This window comes from Paenibacillus sp. DMB20, from assembly GCF_000987955.1.
Lineage (GTDB): Bacteria > Bacillota > Bacilli > Paenibacillales > Paenibacillaceae > Paenibacillus_AQ.
In genome coordinates this window covers 30,894-47,786 of sequence record NZ_LAZU01000040.1, presented here as the reverse complement: position 1 = coordinate 47,786, position 16,893 = coordinate 30,894, and the positions used below count along the sequence as shown (strand labels likewise).

Sequence of the window (16,893 nt, the reverse complement as noted above, 5' to 3'; positions counted from 1 at the left end):
GGAAGCCAGACCGCATTTAGCGTAAGTTTTTCTTGCGATATAAGGAAGCGTGCGAAGCTTATACATATCTAAAAAAGAGACATCCTCCGCGAAGGGAGAATGTCTGTCTTTGTTATTTTCCAAAGAAGAATCATGTCGTGCCGGTCATACGCGCTCCATGCCTATAATTAGCCTTCGTTAATGACAAGAACTGGACGAATTGCGGGATCCGAGTTTTCTTTGGAAGCAAAATCTGCGCCCATATCTTCATCTAACCCGACGATGCGGAAACTTACGGTTCCATCCGATTGATTGTTGACAAAGGAAGTAACATCAAAGCTCACATAGACGCCTTCTTGGCTTACCGTCACGGTACCCAGCGCCGTCCCGGCTTCAGTCGGTTGGTTGGTTGCGTTGATCGACGTTTCAGACCAAACATCGTTGCTGATTCCTCTGGCTTCCATTTTGTAGGATGTCGTATTGCTATGAATATTGGTCACGTAGATTTTTATAATGGCGGAGCTTACGGTCCCGCTTAATGAAGAAGTATCGAATTTCACGTATCCTGTGCGGTCGTAAGAGGCATTGGAGGAACGCAGCTTAACGGTCATCGCATTCAGCGAACCATAATTATCCCCGGCATACGTACCGCCGCGAACGAAGCTGTCCTCGATCGCCGTGAGTTTGACAGGGTTCGTCGTGTCTCCGCTTGTAGTCGCACTGACTTCGTTGCTTGCAGCCGATACGTTGCCTGCCGCATCTTTTGCTTTGACCGTAAACGTATACGCCGTGTTGGCATTTAACCCGCTGACCGTCGCTTCCGTGTCCGTAACGGTGGCAGCCAACGTCGGTCCGTTATAAATTTCGTAGCCCGTCACTCCTACGTTATCCGTTGCAGCCGACCAAGAAAGCGTAACGCTGGAGGAAGTAGCGTTCGTTACCGCCAAATTCCCCGGAGCCGACGGCACCTCGGTATCCAAGCCGCCCCCCGAATCTGTTCCGTATACTTCAAACTCATATAAGGAATATCCGTAGGAGGTACCTCTTGCCGTGCCGTACATTCTTACGTATCTCGCATTTTGGTCCGGGATGGAGATATCATCCATGGCGCCATTTCCGGTTGTCGTTGAGAATACATCCGTCCAATGGGTAGGGGCCCCGTCATCGACGGATACTTGAATCTTGTAATTTTTCGCATATGCGGCTTCCCAATTTAATTTGATTCGGTTGATGTTCTTCACAGCCCCAAGATCGACATAAATCCATTGCGGGTCAGCGCCTTCTGCGCTTGCCCATCGCGTTGCCTGGCTGCCGTCGAAAGCTTTGGCCGGCTCTAAGCCCGAGGCTTCGCTTGAGCTTGCAACGGCCGTTTTGTTCAAGGCAAGATTCGGGGATGCTGTATCGTTATTCGTCGTGGCCGTTACAGCATTGCTTGCGCCGGATATATTGCCGGCGGCATCTTTGGCTTTCACCGTGAAGGTGTAAGTCGTGTTGGCGCTCAGGCCGCTGATGGTCGCGTTCGTTCCCGTAACGGAAGCGGCTGGCGCTGAGCCGTTAAAAACTTCATAACCCGTAACCCCTACGTTGTCGGTAGAAGCATTCCATGAAAGCGAGACACTGGACGAAGTCGTTCCAGTTACGGCCAAATTCGTCGGAGTCGTTGGTGCTTGCGTATCCGAAGGGTTGCCTCCCTGACCCGGCTTCCACCAGTTGCCTGAAATGAACAGCATGTTTAAAAGCGTGTAGGTATCGCTGTAATAGCCGGATTTATGGCTTTTCATCCAATCCCAGCCGCTGTTGATCCACGCCTGGTTTCCGCTGTTCGAGGTTCCCCCCGAAATAAACGAAGAGACAAAAACACCTGTCGGCCCGCTTGCATATGAAGACACCGTTCCGTTCAATAGATACCCGTCCCGAATATTGTTGGGGTTGCCGCCCGTCTTTGCTTTGATCCAGGCAGACTGTTTATCGGTGATCGCTTTGGCTCTCATGTCGCCGTAGAGCGCATAATCCATCACGATTCTCAGCGGTACGCGGGAAGCGTTATAGTTGTACTCGTTCGTTGGCTTAAACTCTTTCAAATAACATTCCGGAGCGGGCTTCGGAGGATTGTCAATAACAAAATCCGAAATCAACCCCGTGTTCGGCGAATAGGAGGCGCTGAATTGACTATAAACGTTGTACAGGTTATTGATGACATTCAACCACGTTGAATCGCCGGTAACCTCATAAAAGGCTCTTAAATGGCTGAGCATCCAATCCGAAGGTCTCGTGTTCAGCTCGCTTTTGCTATCCCAATCGCCGAGATTCAACCGGTTGTTGGTCGTGACATTGCTCGCCTTAATGCCATCCGTTATCATTTTTTTGGCTTCGGCCAAATAATTGATCGTTCCGGAGGAACCCCATTGATTGTGAGCGAGGATAAGCGAATAAGCGATGTCCAAATCCCCGTCGGTCGCCGAATAGAAATGTCCCTGCGCGCTTTTTTTCGTCCGCTACAATCCAGCCCATCAGGTTAGGGTTCCCCTTGCTTTTATAGGTCCTGGCCGTTTTGAACAGGCCGTCGTAAATGGTTTTGGCATTCGGATCATGGCCGGCTATTAACACCGTAATAACCATTCCGTATCCTTGACCTTCTGAATTGCCCAATGCCTCATACCCGTCTGTCTCTCCTGTTGAGCCGCCTTTCACATAATATCCGCCGGGCAAGGAGGTCAGGTTGCTCTTCAAATATTTGGATTTCCATGCATTATAATAAGCGATGACGTCTGCATTCAATTGCGACTGCGAGAGATGATTCGGCTTCGTAATTCCAGCATAGCTTACTTGCTGGGGAAACGGCTTTTGCTCGCCTGCTGCGCAGGCATCGTCTGCAGCAAACACCGGTGAGAAAAAAAATCGACAACAAAAAGACGAAACAAAGCCCGTGAATAGACCACTTTCTCAACATTCCCATTCCTCCTAATGGATTGGTTTCGGTATGGTGCCTACGGTCATAGCTGCTTATTTACATGTTTGTTATATAAGTTGCCGCCGCCTATTCTGACGTCATCGCGCGCCGTTGTCCCTGTTGTGGCACTTGTGGCATATACCACGTATCCGGGCGCATGATCGAGATTCACCTTATTGCCGTAAAACGCGTTGTTCTTTCCGGTCGGGTATAGGGTGCCGTGTGTGCGTACCTGAAACGCGTCCACCACCTTTTCATTTCCGTTTCGGTAACCCTCGTTATAACGGATAACGGAATGGATGCCCTTCACGTCAACGAAACTATCGGCGCTATTGTCTCCCGTTATGCCCGTTCCGTTGAACGTGCAATTCTCGACTATGGTGCCGTCCGCCCCTTCCTTGATATCGATATGCTCTGCCGTAATGTCTCCGTCGAATACGGTGTATCTGATGGCGTTCCCGATAAGGACGTGTTCATAAGGCGCATTTACGTCCGAACCGACATAAGCGCCTTCTCCATACCCCGGCTCCCTGTTGCCCGTATCGTAAATCCTGGAATGCTCCAGCGTATTGTACGAGCTGCCGTCTCTGAAATGGACGCCTTCGTCTCCGATCAGATGTACCTCCACGTTATTCAACAAGTTGTTGTTACCGTTATCCACAACAATTCCTTTTTGTGCGTTCATGACGACAAGATCACGAATTTCCCAGTAGTCTCCCGTCAAATGAATGCCATAAGACCCGTCGTTCAAGGAAACTCCTTTTAAAATCGCCCGGTTCTGCGGATCGCAGCTTTTCAGCACGATGGGAGCGTCGGCCGTCCCATTTTTCTGCGAAAAGAAAAGTCCCGGTCCATAAGGGCTTTCCGGGGTTCTAGGGGTATCTCCGGATGTCGAAACATCGCCGATGTAAGTTCCCGGAGCAATGCTGATGATATCGCCGGGGTTCGCGTTTTTCATGGCATTTTGGATCGCTGCCGTGGAATTCAGCGCATTGGAGCATGCCTGTGTATCGCCGCTTGGAGCATTGGAACCGTACACCTCGAATTCGTACAAAGAGTACCCGTAGGATGTTCCTCTAGAAATACCATACATTCTTACATATCTGGCATCCCGCGCTGTGAAAACAATCTCGTCCGTCCCTCCGTCACCGGTAACGGTGGAATAAACATCCGTCCAATTTACAGGGGCTGCCGTATCGGTCGATACTTGGACTTTGTAGCTTTTCCCATAGGCGGCTTCCCAAATGAGTTTGACTTTATTAATGCTTTTCACGGAGCCAAGGTCCACATAAATCCATTGCGGATCAGTTCCCTCCGAACTTGCCCATCTTGTGGCCGCATTACCGTCGAAAGCTTGGGCTGCGCCCAAACTCGAAGTTTCATTTGAACTCGACGTTCCGGTTTTGTTTAGAGCCAGATTCCCGGAGGGAGGCGTCGTTCCGTCGTTTGTCGTTGCCGTTGCCGCATTGCTTGCGGCAGATACGTTGCCGGCAGCATCCCTGGCTTTCACCGTGAACGTGTATGCCGTGCTCGCGCTCAACCCGCTCACCGTCGCGCTTGTGCCCGTAACCGAAGCAGCCAAGGCCGTGCCTTGGTATACCTCATAACCCGTAACACCCACATTGTCGGTGGAAGCCCCCCAAGAAAGCGATACGCTTGATTCGGTTACGCCCGTTACAGCCAAGTTTGCCGGAGCAGCAGGCGCTTGCGTATCCTCGGGAATGTCGCCCCTGCAATTCACCACAGCCGTTCCGCTTCCCAATAAGGAGTTTCCGGAAAAAGTCAGGCAGTCATAAACGCCTTTGTTCGGAGAAAGTCCAAAGTCCGCCTTTTCGTTGTACGTCCAGGTGCTGATGAGGGTTCCCGCCGGTTTTTCCAGATGCGCCCACTTGTCTCCGTCCCAACCGATTTGATAGATCCGGCGAGGGTCTTGATAAGGGACATAAGCCGTATAACTTCCGCCTTCCGTTTCCTGCTTGCTCATGGTGTTGTTAAAGAACACATTCTGCTCCCCGCTTGAGCCGGACCACTTCGAAGCATGAGGACCCGCTCCATACCAGATGGGATACCATGTTCCGCCCTCCGGTTCCGCGCCGCCCTCTCCCTCGCCCCAACTGCGATGAAGATACGGAACGGCTATCGTATTGTTCTCGATCAAATTGCGGCGCTCCCAACCTCCATGCAGGTTCATATCCACCGTCATGGCATTGCCTGAGACGACGTTGCCCGTTGCCGACCATTGAAGCGTCAAATGGCGAACGCGGTCAATCGTATTATTTATGATTTTGCTGTCGTACAATTTGGATCCGCGGACGTAGCCGTGCCCTCCCTTGCCTTTATTCCACGAACCGAAAATGACATTGTCCCGAAACTCCATATGTCTCGCAAATTCCGTCACGATCGGGTGGGAACCCGTCATGTAAGTACGAACGCCTTTCACCCAACCGTTTTGGGCCCATTTAAAAACAATCGCATGGATCGCATATTCCGGGGCCTCGTTGGTATACTTCAGGCCGACGCCGTTCGGATTGCCGACCGGATCATAATCGTTTGCGTTCTTATGGCTATATGGCGTGTAGGAGATGTCTTGCGTGAAATAAAAATTTTCAAAACCGACGCCTTCCACGAGTTTGATCGGCATGACCTTGCTGTAATAGGTCGTTCCCAATATCGCCCCGCCATTGCTGTACGGAATGTCAAATTCAAGCGGTTTGTCGATGGTCAGCGCATCCCCGCTCACGCTTGTCACTTTAAACATTTGGCTGCGCATGTGCTGATTGATCCAATACGTTTCCGGCGCCCCCATAAGCTCATAAAACCCCGGCGTATTGGCCGCTCCGACATAGACCGTATCTCCCGCCTTGAATTTGCTGCCGCCTCCGCTCGCCAACTTCACTTGACTGCTGCCTTTCGTTCCGCCGCCTGCGCTGGCTACTTTAACGCCGCTTTTCCAATGGAAATTGATGCTGCCTTCATAATTGGGTTCACTCGGACTTTTGGCCCGATCTTCCACGCGAAATGCGCCATACCCGGGCCAAAGCTTTCCGTCGATGACGGGAAGGCCGCCGTCCGAAACATAGGTGCTGGCAGGCTTGAATACGATCTTCGTTCCTGTGGACGGATCCGAGCCTGCGCCTCTGAAGGTAACCCAACTGGCATCCGCCCGGATGAATTGGCTTAGATCGATTTGTCCGGCAGGAAATTGCAAAACAGCCCGATTGGTTTCGCTAACCTTGGCACCGTTAACGGTTAAAGAACCGCTACGGATCGAGTCGACAACCGATTGCAGCGCATCGGAATCATCCACGCCGTCATCGGCAACGACGCCTTTTGCGGCCAAATCGATGACCGTCCCTCCCGCCGGGAGGGACGCCCCGCCTTTATAACCCGCTTTAGACCAATCCGGAAGCGACGGGTGCACCCCGACAGCCTCCGCTTTCGAAAACGGAAGGCCCGCCCATAAAACAAGAGCAAGGATCGCGCTCAGCACCAGCGCAGAACATCTTCTCGCGTCTACCCTCAAACCAATCCCTCCCCAAATATGAAGTTGCAAAGCAACCAACCACGCCCGGTATACGCCCTCCCCCCTTTCGCGGAGTTATCGTCCACATTCTGGGATGTATTCAAAAAATTGTTTGTCACTTTAGTTCTAATCCCATTTCCCGGAATCGGAAAGGGACAAAATTTAGGTACATTGTAGTTTTTTCAAGGTAAATTAAAAAAAACGTCTTTCGACGTACTTTCTCAGAAGACAGACCGCTTTTAGCGGAAGTTTTTTCCTGCGAGATAAGGATGGCTAACCCTTGAAGTTTATGCTTTCTTATCTCTAAAAAAAAAGAACCCGCCTCCAGGCACTAGACCTTGAGATGAGTTCATGCAATGTAGACGTTGACCCAAAAAAAACGTAAATTCAGATGCTTAAATATCGCTTTGATGTAAACCTAAGCCGACTTCGGTTGTCCTTCCTTCGGTTCCGAAGCCATCTTTTTCGCCAAAAATACGGCAACGAAAATCGCTGTAATCCCGCCGACCAGCTTCCCGACGATCATCGGGAAAATCATTTCTTTCGCCACCCCTGCCGTAAAGCCGAGATGGTCGCCAAATACGAATGCGGCGGACACGGCAAAAGCCACGTTGATGACCTTGCCCCGCGCATCCATGTCTTTCATCATGCCGAACATCGGAATGACGTTGGCAAGCGTTGCCACCATGCCTGCTGCCGCAATTTCATTCATGCCGAGAATTTTGCCAAGCTTCATGAGCGGCTTGTTGAACACCTTCGTAATCACGAATACCATCGCAAACGCGCCGGCCAGCACGATGGAAATATCGCCCACGATCTTGATTCCATCCTCGATCGGGGCCAGACCCGGAATGATCGTGATGTCCGTCAGCTGCTGGGTGATGCCGGCCGCCAGCCCCAACGTCGCCACGATTACGATAAACTGGCCGAAAACCGTAAAGCCTTTGATCATGCCTTGCGGGAATCTCCACAAGCCAATCACGATAAGCACGGCGAAAATAAGAATCGGCACCAGGTTGGACAAGATCATCGAGATCGAGTAACCGGCCACCAGTCCCCCGATCAAGCATCCGATCGGAATCGTGACGATGCCGGCCAGCACGCCGGTAGCCAAATATTTATGATCTTCCTTCTTGATGATGCCGAGCGCAACCGGAATAATGAACACGATGGTCGGGCCGAGCATGGCTCCCAGAATCGTGCCGGCGAACAGGCCTGCTTCCGGATTCTGAGCCAGCTCGAGAGCCAGCGAATATCCGCCCATGTCATTCGCAAGAAGCGTGGTTGCAAACATCGCGGGGTCCGCTCCCAGCGCGCTATAGATCGGAACGACAATCGGGCTTAACACCTTGGCCAGCACGGGAGAAAGGGAGATGATCCCTACCATTGCCAACGTGAGCGAGCCCATGGCCATGATCCCCTCTTCGAACTGTTGTCCCAGGCCGAATTTATTCCCCAGACATTTGTCGATGGCGCCAAGAATCATGAATATAACCATGCCGTAAATGATGATTTCGTTAATCTCCACGAACATGCTCCTCCATTCTGAATGTGCATATTACTGCTTTATCGTTCTCCTATTGAAAATGCTGCTTGATTTCCTCGGTCGGAGAACGCAGCACGGTATGATGGATGATCCGTTTTTGATCGATAGAGGACGCGAACACCTTCATCCCCTGCTCCACGTCACTGACATTTCCCGTAAACACGGCCAGAAACTTGCCGCCAATCGCCATGCCGAGGTTCATTCGTTTCACATGAATATCGCACTGCTTCAAAGCCTCATTCAATGCAAAAATGCCGGACGACACCGTAGAAGTTTCCACGATTCCAATGGTCTCCACCGCCCGGGAGGAATAGCGCCGTTTCAAGCCGTCCACGATATCCGAATGAACGCCATGCAGCACAAAATCGCTGATTCGGAATTCGGCCGCCTCCGCCTTCGCCGCATCCATCGCTGCTTCAACGTCTGCCGTGTCGCCGCTCATGATGATGAGGAATTTGCCCGGGCAAATCGGCTTCATATGATGCACGTTGACGGAAGAGGTCTTAAGCATGCGGTCAGCCGTCTCATACCCTTTGCTAATGCTGCGCAGCTCTACAACGCCGATCGCGCTACTCATGGGCCACCTCGATGGAATCGACGATGCCCACAATGACCGCGTCCACGGGTACGTCCGATCCGGCAATCGATGTGCGGGCAGCGCTTCCGGTCGTCACGAGCACGGTCTCCCCGATGCCCGCTCCCGTATTATCCGCTGCAACGAAATAGTCGCGCTGAACGGCTTCTTTGTTGTAACTAAGCGGTTTGATCACCAGGAAGGTCAGACCGTTCAGCTTATTGTCTTTTCGGGTGGCCCACAGGCTGCCCATCACTTGTCCCACGATCATGGTTTCACCTCGCCGTTATGTTCTGTGTACCCGGATCTGCTGCATGCGCAGATAATCCTGAGCGAGCGGCGTAATGATACTGTGCCGGTCGATTCCGATTTCCTTCCGGTGTTGAAGACGGTATTTCTTAAGCTGCGATTCGGTAACGACTTTGCTGGTCAAGGTCAACAGTTCCGGCTGCGGAAGCGCTATGGCGTGTTCAATAGCGGATGAGGAAGGACTCGCGTCATCCGCGCGTCCATCTTCCAGACAAGCCGTGAGCAGCTTCGCCGTTTTAACCATCCGGATACCGAAACTGCTTAGCTTATCCGAATATTCGTCAAATTGCTTGTACAACAGGACGGGCGCCGTTGATTTATATTTCCGGTAAAGCAGTCCTTCCTCAAGTGCCACTACCCGTCTTCCTTTCAACAGCATCGTCAGGATGAACCGCTCGCGCTGCCCCGCGCTTATGCCGTTCGCGAGATTGGACAACAGCTGAAGACACAGCTTCGGAATGATCAGCACATCGCAATCGCGGAGCGACTCGTCGTAATATCGCACCTCAAAGTTCTGGCCCAGCAAACCCTCTAATTCCGGTACCGGTTCAACCGCCAGAAGAACCGCCAGCTTCTTGGGCACAGTCGCATCGTTCGACGGTGACTGCCCCAGCCTCTTGATCACTTCGGCCGTAACGGCTTCAATAATCGCAGACCGATCCAGAGCTTCAATGTTCATTTTTTCACACTCCCCGGCCTAGAAACTCTTCTTCAAAATCTTCCCCTTCGTTCCTTTTACGAAGCCGCAAGCGTTGGCCTCGTCATAATCGATATGCATGTACGTTTCATAGTTGGGACTGACACGCACGAGCACGTCGTCGAAAATGAGAGGGCGTTTGCCGTACACCTTGACCTGCACGATCTCGCCATTCTTTACGTCGTATTTCTCCGCATCCTCCGCCTTCACGTGTATATGGCGCTGGGCGGCGATCAATCCCCGATCCAGCCGGATCATACTGCTGCCGCTAGCAATCACGATGCCCGGCGTTCCTTCCAGTTTTCCGCTCTCTTTCACGGGAACGGGCACTCCCAGCACAACGGCATCCGTCTGCGAAACCTCTACCTGCGACTCCTTGCGCTCCGGTCCGAGCACGACGACATTGTGCAGCGCGCCCTTGGGCCCGATCAGCGTAACGCGCTCTTTGCAGGCATATTGTCCCGGCTGGGACAGGTCCTTCGCTTTCGTCAATTGATAGCCTTCGCCAAACAAGGCATCAATCGCCTCTCGGTTCAAATGCACATGCTTGCCGGATGCTTCAATCTCAATGCAGGCTTCTTCCTGCACCCGTTTTATCACTTCGTTTACAATGCTCTCCACCAGAACATTATCCATCCATCTCACCTCATGTGTTGTACTGTCCTACACGGATTCGGAACATGATGATCCAGAACAAGGAAGACAGACGGTTCAGCGTTCGAATGATATCTTCGCGTTCAGCGTCTCCGTGTTCCTTTTTAAAGGCTTGGTAAGCCAGCAGCTCCGTCTCTCTCGTCAACGTACGCAGCGCATTTATGACAACAACCGCTTCGCCCATATCATAGCTGGGTTGAAAATGGTCCAATCCAAAGTATTTCTTGGGAAAATGGGACTGCTCCCGCAATTCCTTAGGCGTCATCCCAAGCAAATGAAATTCATCAATGCTTTCGTTCATCACTTCGCATCGTACGATTCGCCGTACGAATTGCAATATTTCCTCCAAATCATCGACCAGGTTGCTCATATTCAGCTTGAAGCAGGTGATTTGCGCTTCCAAAAGTTTCGTTTCCAATGAATCCAGCTTGCCGCGGAACAAGATCCGGGGATGATCCTTAAACACAAGCATATTTCCATACAAATGCGTCATATGCTCCGGTTTCGTTTCCAGGAAACCGCCGTACAGCGTGCGAAACCGTTTTTTGGCTTCGGCCGGTTGTTCAACGTCCAGGTTTTTGGTGATTTGAAGCTTGACTTCCTTCTTGGGAGCCGGCGTATCCGCCGTATCCGAAACTTCCCCTTGAGCCTCCACATATCGAAGCTCGATCTGGTGATCGGTCAGAAAGCTCTTGGCCGATGGCGTTAAAATCGTCCCTGCCGCCGTCTCGTAAACAGATACTTCTTTCAGATTCCGATTTCGAAAATGCTTGCGCAGATCGCTTTCCGTTATCACAGCCATGTTCTCACATCCTTTTGCTGCGCGTACCTCGTATACACGCGGTCATTCAAGCTGCAGGCGATGGGAAAATTGCGACAGGTATGCAGGAGGGGCCGGCGAAAGGCCCGTCCCTCCCTCCATCCTGATCGGTAACCTTACTTCGAAAATCCTTATTATTCCACGGTTTTTGTCTTAGGCAGGATTGCGTCCACTTCCGAATGCGGTCTTGGAATGACGTGTACGGACAACAATTCGCCCACACGCTCCGCCGCTGCTGCGCCTGCATCCGTAGCTGCCTTAACGGCGCCCACGTCGCCGCGAACCATAACGGTTACGAGGCCTGCACCGATTTGCTCTTTGCCGATCAAAGTAACGTTAGCTGCTTTCACCATTGCGTCAGCTGCCTCGATTGCGCCTACCAGACCTTTTGTTTCCACCATTCCCAATGCGTTTGCGTTTGCCATGATAAAATTCCTCCTAATATAGGGTATATGTTAATTTTTGAGTTGCCGTAGGTTGTGTTGCCGTTAATTGTGTTACCATTGGTTGTTTGACGTTTCTGTTCAACAGTGATCTTACATTTTTTCGAGAATTCGATTCACGATCATGTTGATCAACTGCTCTTTATCGCCAAGATCGATGCTTGACGCCTCGGATTGCAGGGCCGGCTGCTCCGCCAAATCTTCCATTTCTTTGAGACCGTATGCGATTCTGCGAATGTTAAGCAGATTGAACGGGTCGATGTTGTCGGATGTGGAGCTTCCGCCTACTGCGCCGCAGCCCAGCGTAAGCGCGGGCGCCAGCGCCGTGGTTGCGCCGATTCCGCCAAGCGTGCCCGGCGTGTTGACCAGCAAGCGCGATACCGGCTTTTTCAAAGCGAACTGCCGCACGATCTCTTCATTCTCGGAATGAATGACCATCGTGTGTCCGGCGCCCTCCCCGTTCAGAATCTCGATGCAGCGTTCACACGCGGCTTCCCAGTTGTCTTCGGTGTAGAACGCCAGGATCGGAGCCAACTTCTCGCGCGAATACGGCACATTGCGTCCAACTCGCGTCTCCTCGGCAATCAGTACCCGAGTTCCTGCAGGGATGTCCAGATCCGCCAATTTGGCGATATGCTCCACGCTGCGGCCGACGATTTGAGGGTTCATCGTGCCGTTGGCCCGCATGATGAACTTGCCGAGCTTCGCCGCTTCCTCTTGGGAGAGGAAATAACCGCCCTGCTTCTTGAATTCGGCAACGACCGCGTCCTTACTGCACGCCTCGACGACGACGGACTGCTCCGAAGCGCAAATGGTGCCGTTGTCGAATGTTTTGGAATCCATGATGCGCTTGACGGCAAGCGCGATATTCGCGCTCTTCTCGATGAAGGCCGGACCGTTGCCCGGGCCGACGCCGATGGCAGGCGTGCCGGATGAATAAGCGGCTTTAACCATCGCCGTTCCCCCGGTAGCGAGAATCAAGGCAACATCGTTGTGCTTCATCAATTGATCCGTTCCTTGAATGGTTGGAACCGTCATGACGCCAATGGCTCCCTCCGGACATCCAGCCTTGATAGCCGCTTCATGGATGACCTTTACGGTTTCCAAAATGCTCTTCAGCGCATTCGGATGCGGGGAAAACACGATGCTGTTCCCGGCCTTGAGCGCAATCAGCGCCTTGTAGATAACTGTGGATGTCGGGTTGGTTGACGGTATCAAGCCGGCAATGACGCCAACAGGCACGGCGACCTCCATCACTTTGTTCGCTTTGTCATCCTTCAGGATGCCAACGGTTTTCATGTCCTTGATCCACTCATACACATTTTTCGAAGCAAATGCGTTCTTAATGATCTTGTCCTGCCAGCGGCCAAAACCTGTTTCCTCATTGGCCATCTTCGCCAGCTTCTCGCGGTGCTCATAACCTGCATCGGCTACCGCTTTGACGATGGCGTCGATTTTTTCCTGCGACATCTCGGCCAGTTTGGCTTGGGCTTCCTTGGCCTTCTTGATCAGATTTCGGACTTCTTGAATGGATCTTAGGTCTTTATCCAATGTTTCCATCAATATTCCTTCTCCTCATTAGGTTTTTTACGAGCTAGCTTTCTTTGTGTTTTTGTTCTGCTTCGCTGTCGGTTTCGATGCGCTTGCCGACGGCTTCACCCGTAGATTGTTGGCATTGCTTTGTTTTTCATGTGCACTGTTCGGCTTCCCGGCAGCTTGCGCCGTATGGGCTTGAGGCTCGGCTCCCGCCTCCTTGGAAGCCGGCTTGACTTCTTCGGCTGCTTTGGAAGCCGGCGTGGCGGGGAAATCCGCCTTATCCGCTTGCGAAGCTGCCTGTACGACAGGCTTCTTGGATTCGGCCGCATTCGTTTCCTTCGCCTTGGCAGGTTCAGCCGCCTTTACGGCCTCGGCTTCCGGGCTTGTTCCGGATGCAGCAGCCTCGCCCTCCGTCAATTCCGTTTCCGTACCCGCCGCGGCAGTATCGGTCATGACGGCCGTTTCTTCTTTAACTGCAGTCCTTTGGGGTTCTACAATCGAGACATTCATTTCGGTTTGACTAACCTCGACCTGATTCGCTACCAGAGCTTTTGTCTCTTCATGCAATCTTGCAATGACATGGCTCGTCACCAGCACATTCAATTGCGCTGCCATCGCCGCACCTGCTTCGACGGCAGCCTGCACGGCCCCGACGTCACCGTCCAGCTTGACGGTCGTAAGTCCGCCTTTGATGACCTCCACGCCGATGCAGGACACGCTTGCCGCTTTCAACGCGGCATCCGCTGCGGCGACTGCCCCGAGATACCCTCTGACTTCCACCAACCCTAACGCGCTATGTCTCATAGGCTATTCCCTAATAACTCGTCGGGTTATCCGCAACGAATTGGACGGCGTCCGCAAAAGCATCGCATGCCGCCTTGCAGGCCGACTGGCTGCCCGTCAGCAATGCACCGCCGAAGTTCGTCTCGGAAGGCGGACCGAAGAAGGCGGCAATGGTAACGTCGGCAGCCTTCAGCGCCGCGTCCAAAGCATACATCGCTTCCAGCGGAGGAGCGATCAGATACGCCAGCGCTTCCCCTTCCCTGATGTTCGCGGTCTCGGACAAATAGGTGCCCGTGCGAGAGACGCAGTGGGCGAAATAGGTGATGCTGTTATCCTCGTTGGCGCTGACGAAGTGAGCGCCGCTCTCGATAAAATCAACGACGGCGTTCAGGCCGCTTCGAACTTCCTCGGGGCTCGGACCCGCCAAAATCCCGATGACTTCGCCCGCGAGTTTCGTCGAAGCATTGGCCGAGCCGGCATACATGCTTCTTGCATAAACAACGTCCACGGCGGCTGCTTTGGTCGCTTCGTCCAGCGCGGCATAGGTCACATCGTCAATGTCGGCCGTAATGATTCCCAAGCTTTTATGATGCGGCTTCAGTTCCAATTTGCTTGCCATATCCAGGCTTACGTTGGAAATGAGTTTTATGCCGAGCACCGTTGCATGAATCGGTTCGTTTCTCATATGTGCCTCCTTGCCTCCCCTATAATTTCAAGTCAATGCCTGATGCTTTGCGGTCAATCATCGTCTTGATCAATTCGGCAATATGCGCACCCGCTTCAACCGCAGGCGTACCGCCGGAGTGGATGTTGGAGATGACCGTACGTCTTGCTTCAGGCATGCCAACCGTCGGTTTATACGCAATGTAGGCGCTCATGGACTCTGCCGTTACAAGACCCGGACGTTCACCGACCAACAAACACACCACATCCGCTTCGGTCACATCGCCGATCACATCCATCGAAGGAACTCGGCAGTGCTTGATGAACAACGTATTGCTTGCCTCCAAGCCATACATTTTGAGTCCTTGCGTGATAGCCGGCATGATGTCGCGCAGATTGGCTTCGATCGCAGCCGAGCTCAAGCCGTCCCCGACCATAATCTGCACGTTGGCCCGCTTGGTCGTATGCTGCTTGATGTACTCGATGGTCTCTGCGGAGAATTGGCGGCCCAAATCCGGACGGGTAATGTATTCATCCTTGTCCCGGCACAACGTCTCGATCGACAGGAGATCCATTTCCTTCACGAATTCCTCGGACACGTAAGAGAAGACGGCATCCTGCGCGGCTGCATGGTCGGCGCGGAATCGCATCGACGTAATCGTCATGTAGCGCGGGCCCGCACGCCATACTCCAAGACGGGCCGGCGTCTTTTCTTTCATTTTCATGTATCCATCGCGATCCGCCGGCTCCGGTACGAGCAATTGTCTGCGAAGGTCGATCTCCGTTATATCATCCAGGCATTCGCCGTTATCCGCCGGCTCTTCCTCCGGCAGGTTTGCCTGCTCAAGCCCACTTGCGTTCGGCTCCTTCGGCTCGGCGACTGGCGCCTCCGGTACCGCTACAGGCGCTTCCGCTTCTGCCGGTTTGACCGCTGCATCCTGCTCCGGTATGTTTCCTACCATCTCGTTCAAAATCGATTCAATCATCGACTTCAGGTCTTTTTTCGTTCATGCGGATTTCCTCCTTTCCCTACTTGAGAAACACTGACGCGTCCCCGGCTTTTTTTAGTCAACTTGCCGTTTTCGATAAAGCCCATCTTCTCCATCCACTGTTCAAACTCCCGGATCGGACGCAAGCCGAGCAATTCACGCAGCGTAGCCGTCTCGTGGTAGCCGGTTGTTTGATAATTGAGCATGACATCGTCGCCATGCGGAATGCCCATGAAGAAGTTGCAGCCTGCCGTGGACAACAGAACAGCCAGGTTCTCCAAATCGTTCTGATCGGCCTTCATATGGTTCGTGTAGCAAGCGTCGCAGCCCATGGAAATGCCAGTCAGCTTGCCCATGAAGTGATCTTCCAGTCCGGCACGAATGACCTGTTTCGCATCGTACAAATATTCCGGTCCGATGAACCCGACCACGGTATTGACGAGGAACGGGTTATATTTCTTGGCAAAGCCATAGCAGCGAGCTTCCATCGTCACCTGGTCGATCCCGTGATGGGCTTCGGAAGACAGCTCCGAACCCTGCCCGGTTTCGAAATACATGACGTTCGGCCCGGCCACCTGACCATGGTGCAATACCAGCTGCTGCGCTTCCTCGATCGTTGCGGCATTAAAGCCGAACGCTTCATTCCCTTTCTGCGAACCTGCGATCGACTGGAAGATGAGACCTGTCGGCGCGCCTTGCTTGACCGCTTCCATCTGGGTGGTAACGTGGGCCAACACGCATGTTTGCGTCGGGATTTCCCACTTCTGCCGGAACTCCTCGAACCGCTTCAAAACCCGCGTTACGCTCTCTACGGAATCATCCACCGGGTTGAGTCCAAGCACCGCGTCCCCGATGCCGAAGGTCAAGCCCTCCATGAGGGAAGCCATGATTCCATCGGGATCGTCCGTCGGGTGGTTCGGCTGCAGCCGTGCCGACAACGTGCCTTGGCGTCCAATCGTTGTATTGGCGCTCGCCGTAATCCGGATCTTCTTCGCCCCGTAGATTAGGTCCAGGTTGGACATGATCTTGGCGACCGCGGCCACCATTTCGGCCGTCAATCCGCGGGATACGCGTTTGATGTCGGCTTCGGTTGTGTTTTCGTTCAAAATCCACTCCCGCAGTTCTTCTACCGTCCAGTTCTGAATTTCACTGTAGATGCGTTCATTCACCGAATCCTGAATGATTCTGGTAACCTCATCCTGCTCATAGGGAACCGCGGGATGATTGCGCAAATCCGCCAGCGTAATCTGGGACAGCACCACCTTGGCGGCGACGCGCTCTTCCGATGAGGTCGCCCCCAAACCGGCAAGCATATCCCCCCGATTTTTCCTCGTTGGCTTTTGCCATCACTTCCATCAGCGTCTTGAATTGATAGACTCGGCCAAACAGTTTCGTTTTTAAAATCACAAAAGCTCCTCCTTCCAAAT

General features: G+C 52.8%; 13 protein-coding genes and 2 pseudogenes. All 15 read right to left on the bottom strand.

Annotated elements, in window-relative coordinates:
• Positions 1–167: 167 nt before the first annotated feature.
• Positions 168–1,625 (bottom strand): CBM96 family carbohydrate-binding protein, encoded by a 1,458-nt coding sequence (locus tag XI25_RS36490; protein WP_327204854.1) that lies wholly within the window; start codon positions 1,623–1,625, stop codon positions 168–170.
• A gap of 51 nt (positions 1,626–1,676) precedes the next feature.
• A pseudogene (locus tag XI25_RS35185) lies at positions 1,677–2,838 on the bottom strand (glycosyl hydrolase family 8); the annotation flags it as partial.
• Between the two features lie 134 nt (positions 2,839–2,972).
• Positions 2,973–6,452 carry a discoidin domain-containing protein gene (locus XI25_RS32460; protein ID WP_052759728.1) on the bottom strand — a complete coding sequence of 1,160 codons (3,480 nt, stop codon included), beginning with the start codon at positions 6,450–6,452 and terminating at the stop codon, positions 2,973–2,975.
• A 418-nt stretch (positions 6,453–6,870) separates the two neighbouring features.
• A complete protein-coding gene (gene eutH, locus XI25_RS23725) occupies positions 6,871–7,980 on the bottom strand; it encodes an ethanolamine utilization protein EutH (RefSeq protein ID WP_046680630.1) in 1,110 nt (369 codons plus the stop codon).
• A gap of 49 nt (positions 7,981–8,029) precedes the next feature.
• Entirely contained in the window at positions 8,030–8,575 is a 546-nt protein-coding gene (locus XI25_RS23720) for a BMC domain-containing protein (RefSeq protein WP_046680559.1), read from the bottom strand.
• Positions 8,568–8,843 (bottom strand): EutN/CcmL family microcompartment protein, encoded by a 276-nt coding sequence (locus tag XI25_RS23715; protein ID WP_046680558.1) that lies wholly within the window; start codon positions 8,841–8,843, stop codon positions 8,568–8,570. Before XI25_RS23715 ends, XI25_RS23720 begins: the two co-directional genes overlap by 8 nt.
• Before the next feature lie 15 nt (positions 8,844–8,858).
• A complete protein-coding gene (locus tag XI25_RS23710; RefSeq protein WP_046680557.1) occupies positions 8,859–9,560 on the bottom strand; it encodes an ethanolamine utilization protein in 702 nt (233 codons plus the stop codon).
• 18 nt (positions 9,561–9,578) lie between these two features.
• Complete coding sequence (eutD, locus tag XI25_RS23705) at positions 9,579–10,214, bottom strand: ethanolamine utilization phosphate acetyltransferase EutD (protein ID WP_046680556.1); 636 nt, start codon at positions 10,212–10,214, stop codon at positions 9,579–9,581.
• 10 nt (positions 10,215–10,224) lie between these two features.
• Positions 10,225–11,034, bottom strand: a complete 810-nt coding sequence (locus XI25_RS23700; RefSeq protein ID WP_046680555.1) for an ethanolamine utilization cobalamin adenosyltransferase — start codon at positions 11,032–11,034, stop codon at positions 10,225–10,227.
• A gap of 152 nt (positions 11,035–11,186) precedes the next feature.
• Positions 11,187–11,477, bottom strand: a complete 291-nt coding sequence (locus tag XI25_RS23695) for a BMC domain-containing protein (RefSeq protein ID WP_005549798.1) — start codon at positions 11,475–11,477, stop codon at positions 11,187–11,189.
• A gap of 111 nt (positions 11,478–11,588) precedes the next feature.
• Positions 11,589–13,055: an acetaldehyde dehydrogenase (acetylating) gene (locus XI25_RS23690; RefSeq protein WP_046680554.1), complete on the bottom strand. Its 1,467-nt coding sequence runs from the start codon at positions 13,053–13,055 to the stop codon at positions 11,589–11,591.
• Between the two features lie 27 nt (positions 13,056–13,082).
• The gene (locus tag XI25_RS37015) at positions 13,083–13,835 is read right to left on the bottom strand and encodes a BMC domain-containing protein (RefSeq protein WP_052759727.1); all 753 of its coding nucleotides are present in this window, start codon (positions 13,833–13,835) and stop codon (positions 13,083–13,085) included.
• 10 nt (positions 13,836–13,845) lie between these two features.
• Entirely contained in the window at positions 13,846–14,499 is a 654-nt protein-coding gene (gene eutL / locus XI25_RS23680) for an ethanolamine utilization microcompartment protein EutL (protein ID WP_046680553.1), read from the bottom strand.
• 19 nt (positions 14,500–14,518) lie between these two features.
• Entirely contained in the window at positions 14,519–15,463 is a 945-nt protein-coding gene (eutC, locus tag XI25_RS23675) for an ethanolamine ammonia-lyase subunit EutC (RefSeq protein WP_046680552.1), read from the bottom strand.
• Positions 15,464–15,506: 43 nt separating this feature from the next.
• Positions 15,507–16,873, bottom strand: a pseudogene (locus XI25_RS23670) (ethanolamine ammonia-lyase subunit EutB).
• Between the last annotated feature and the right edge of the window lie 20 nt (positions 16,874–16,893).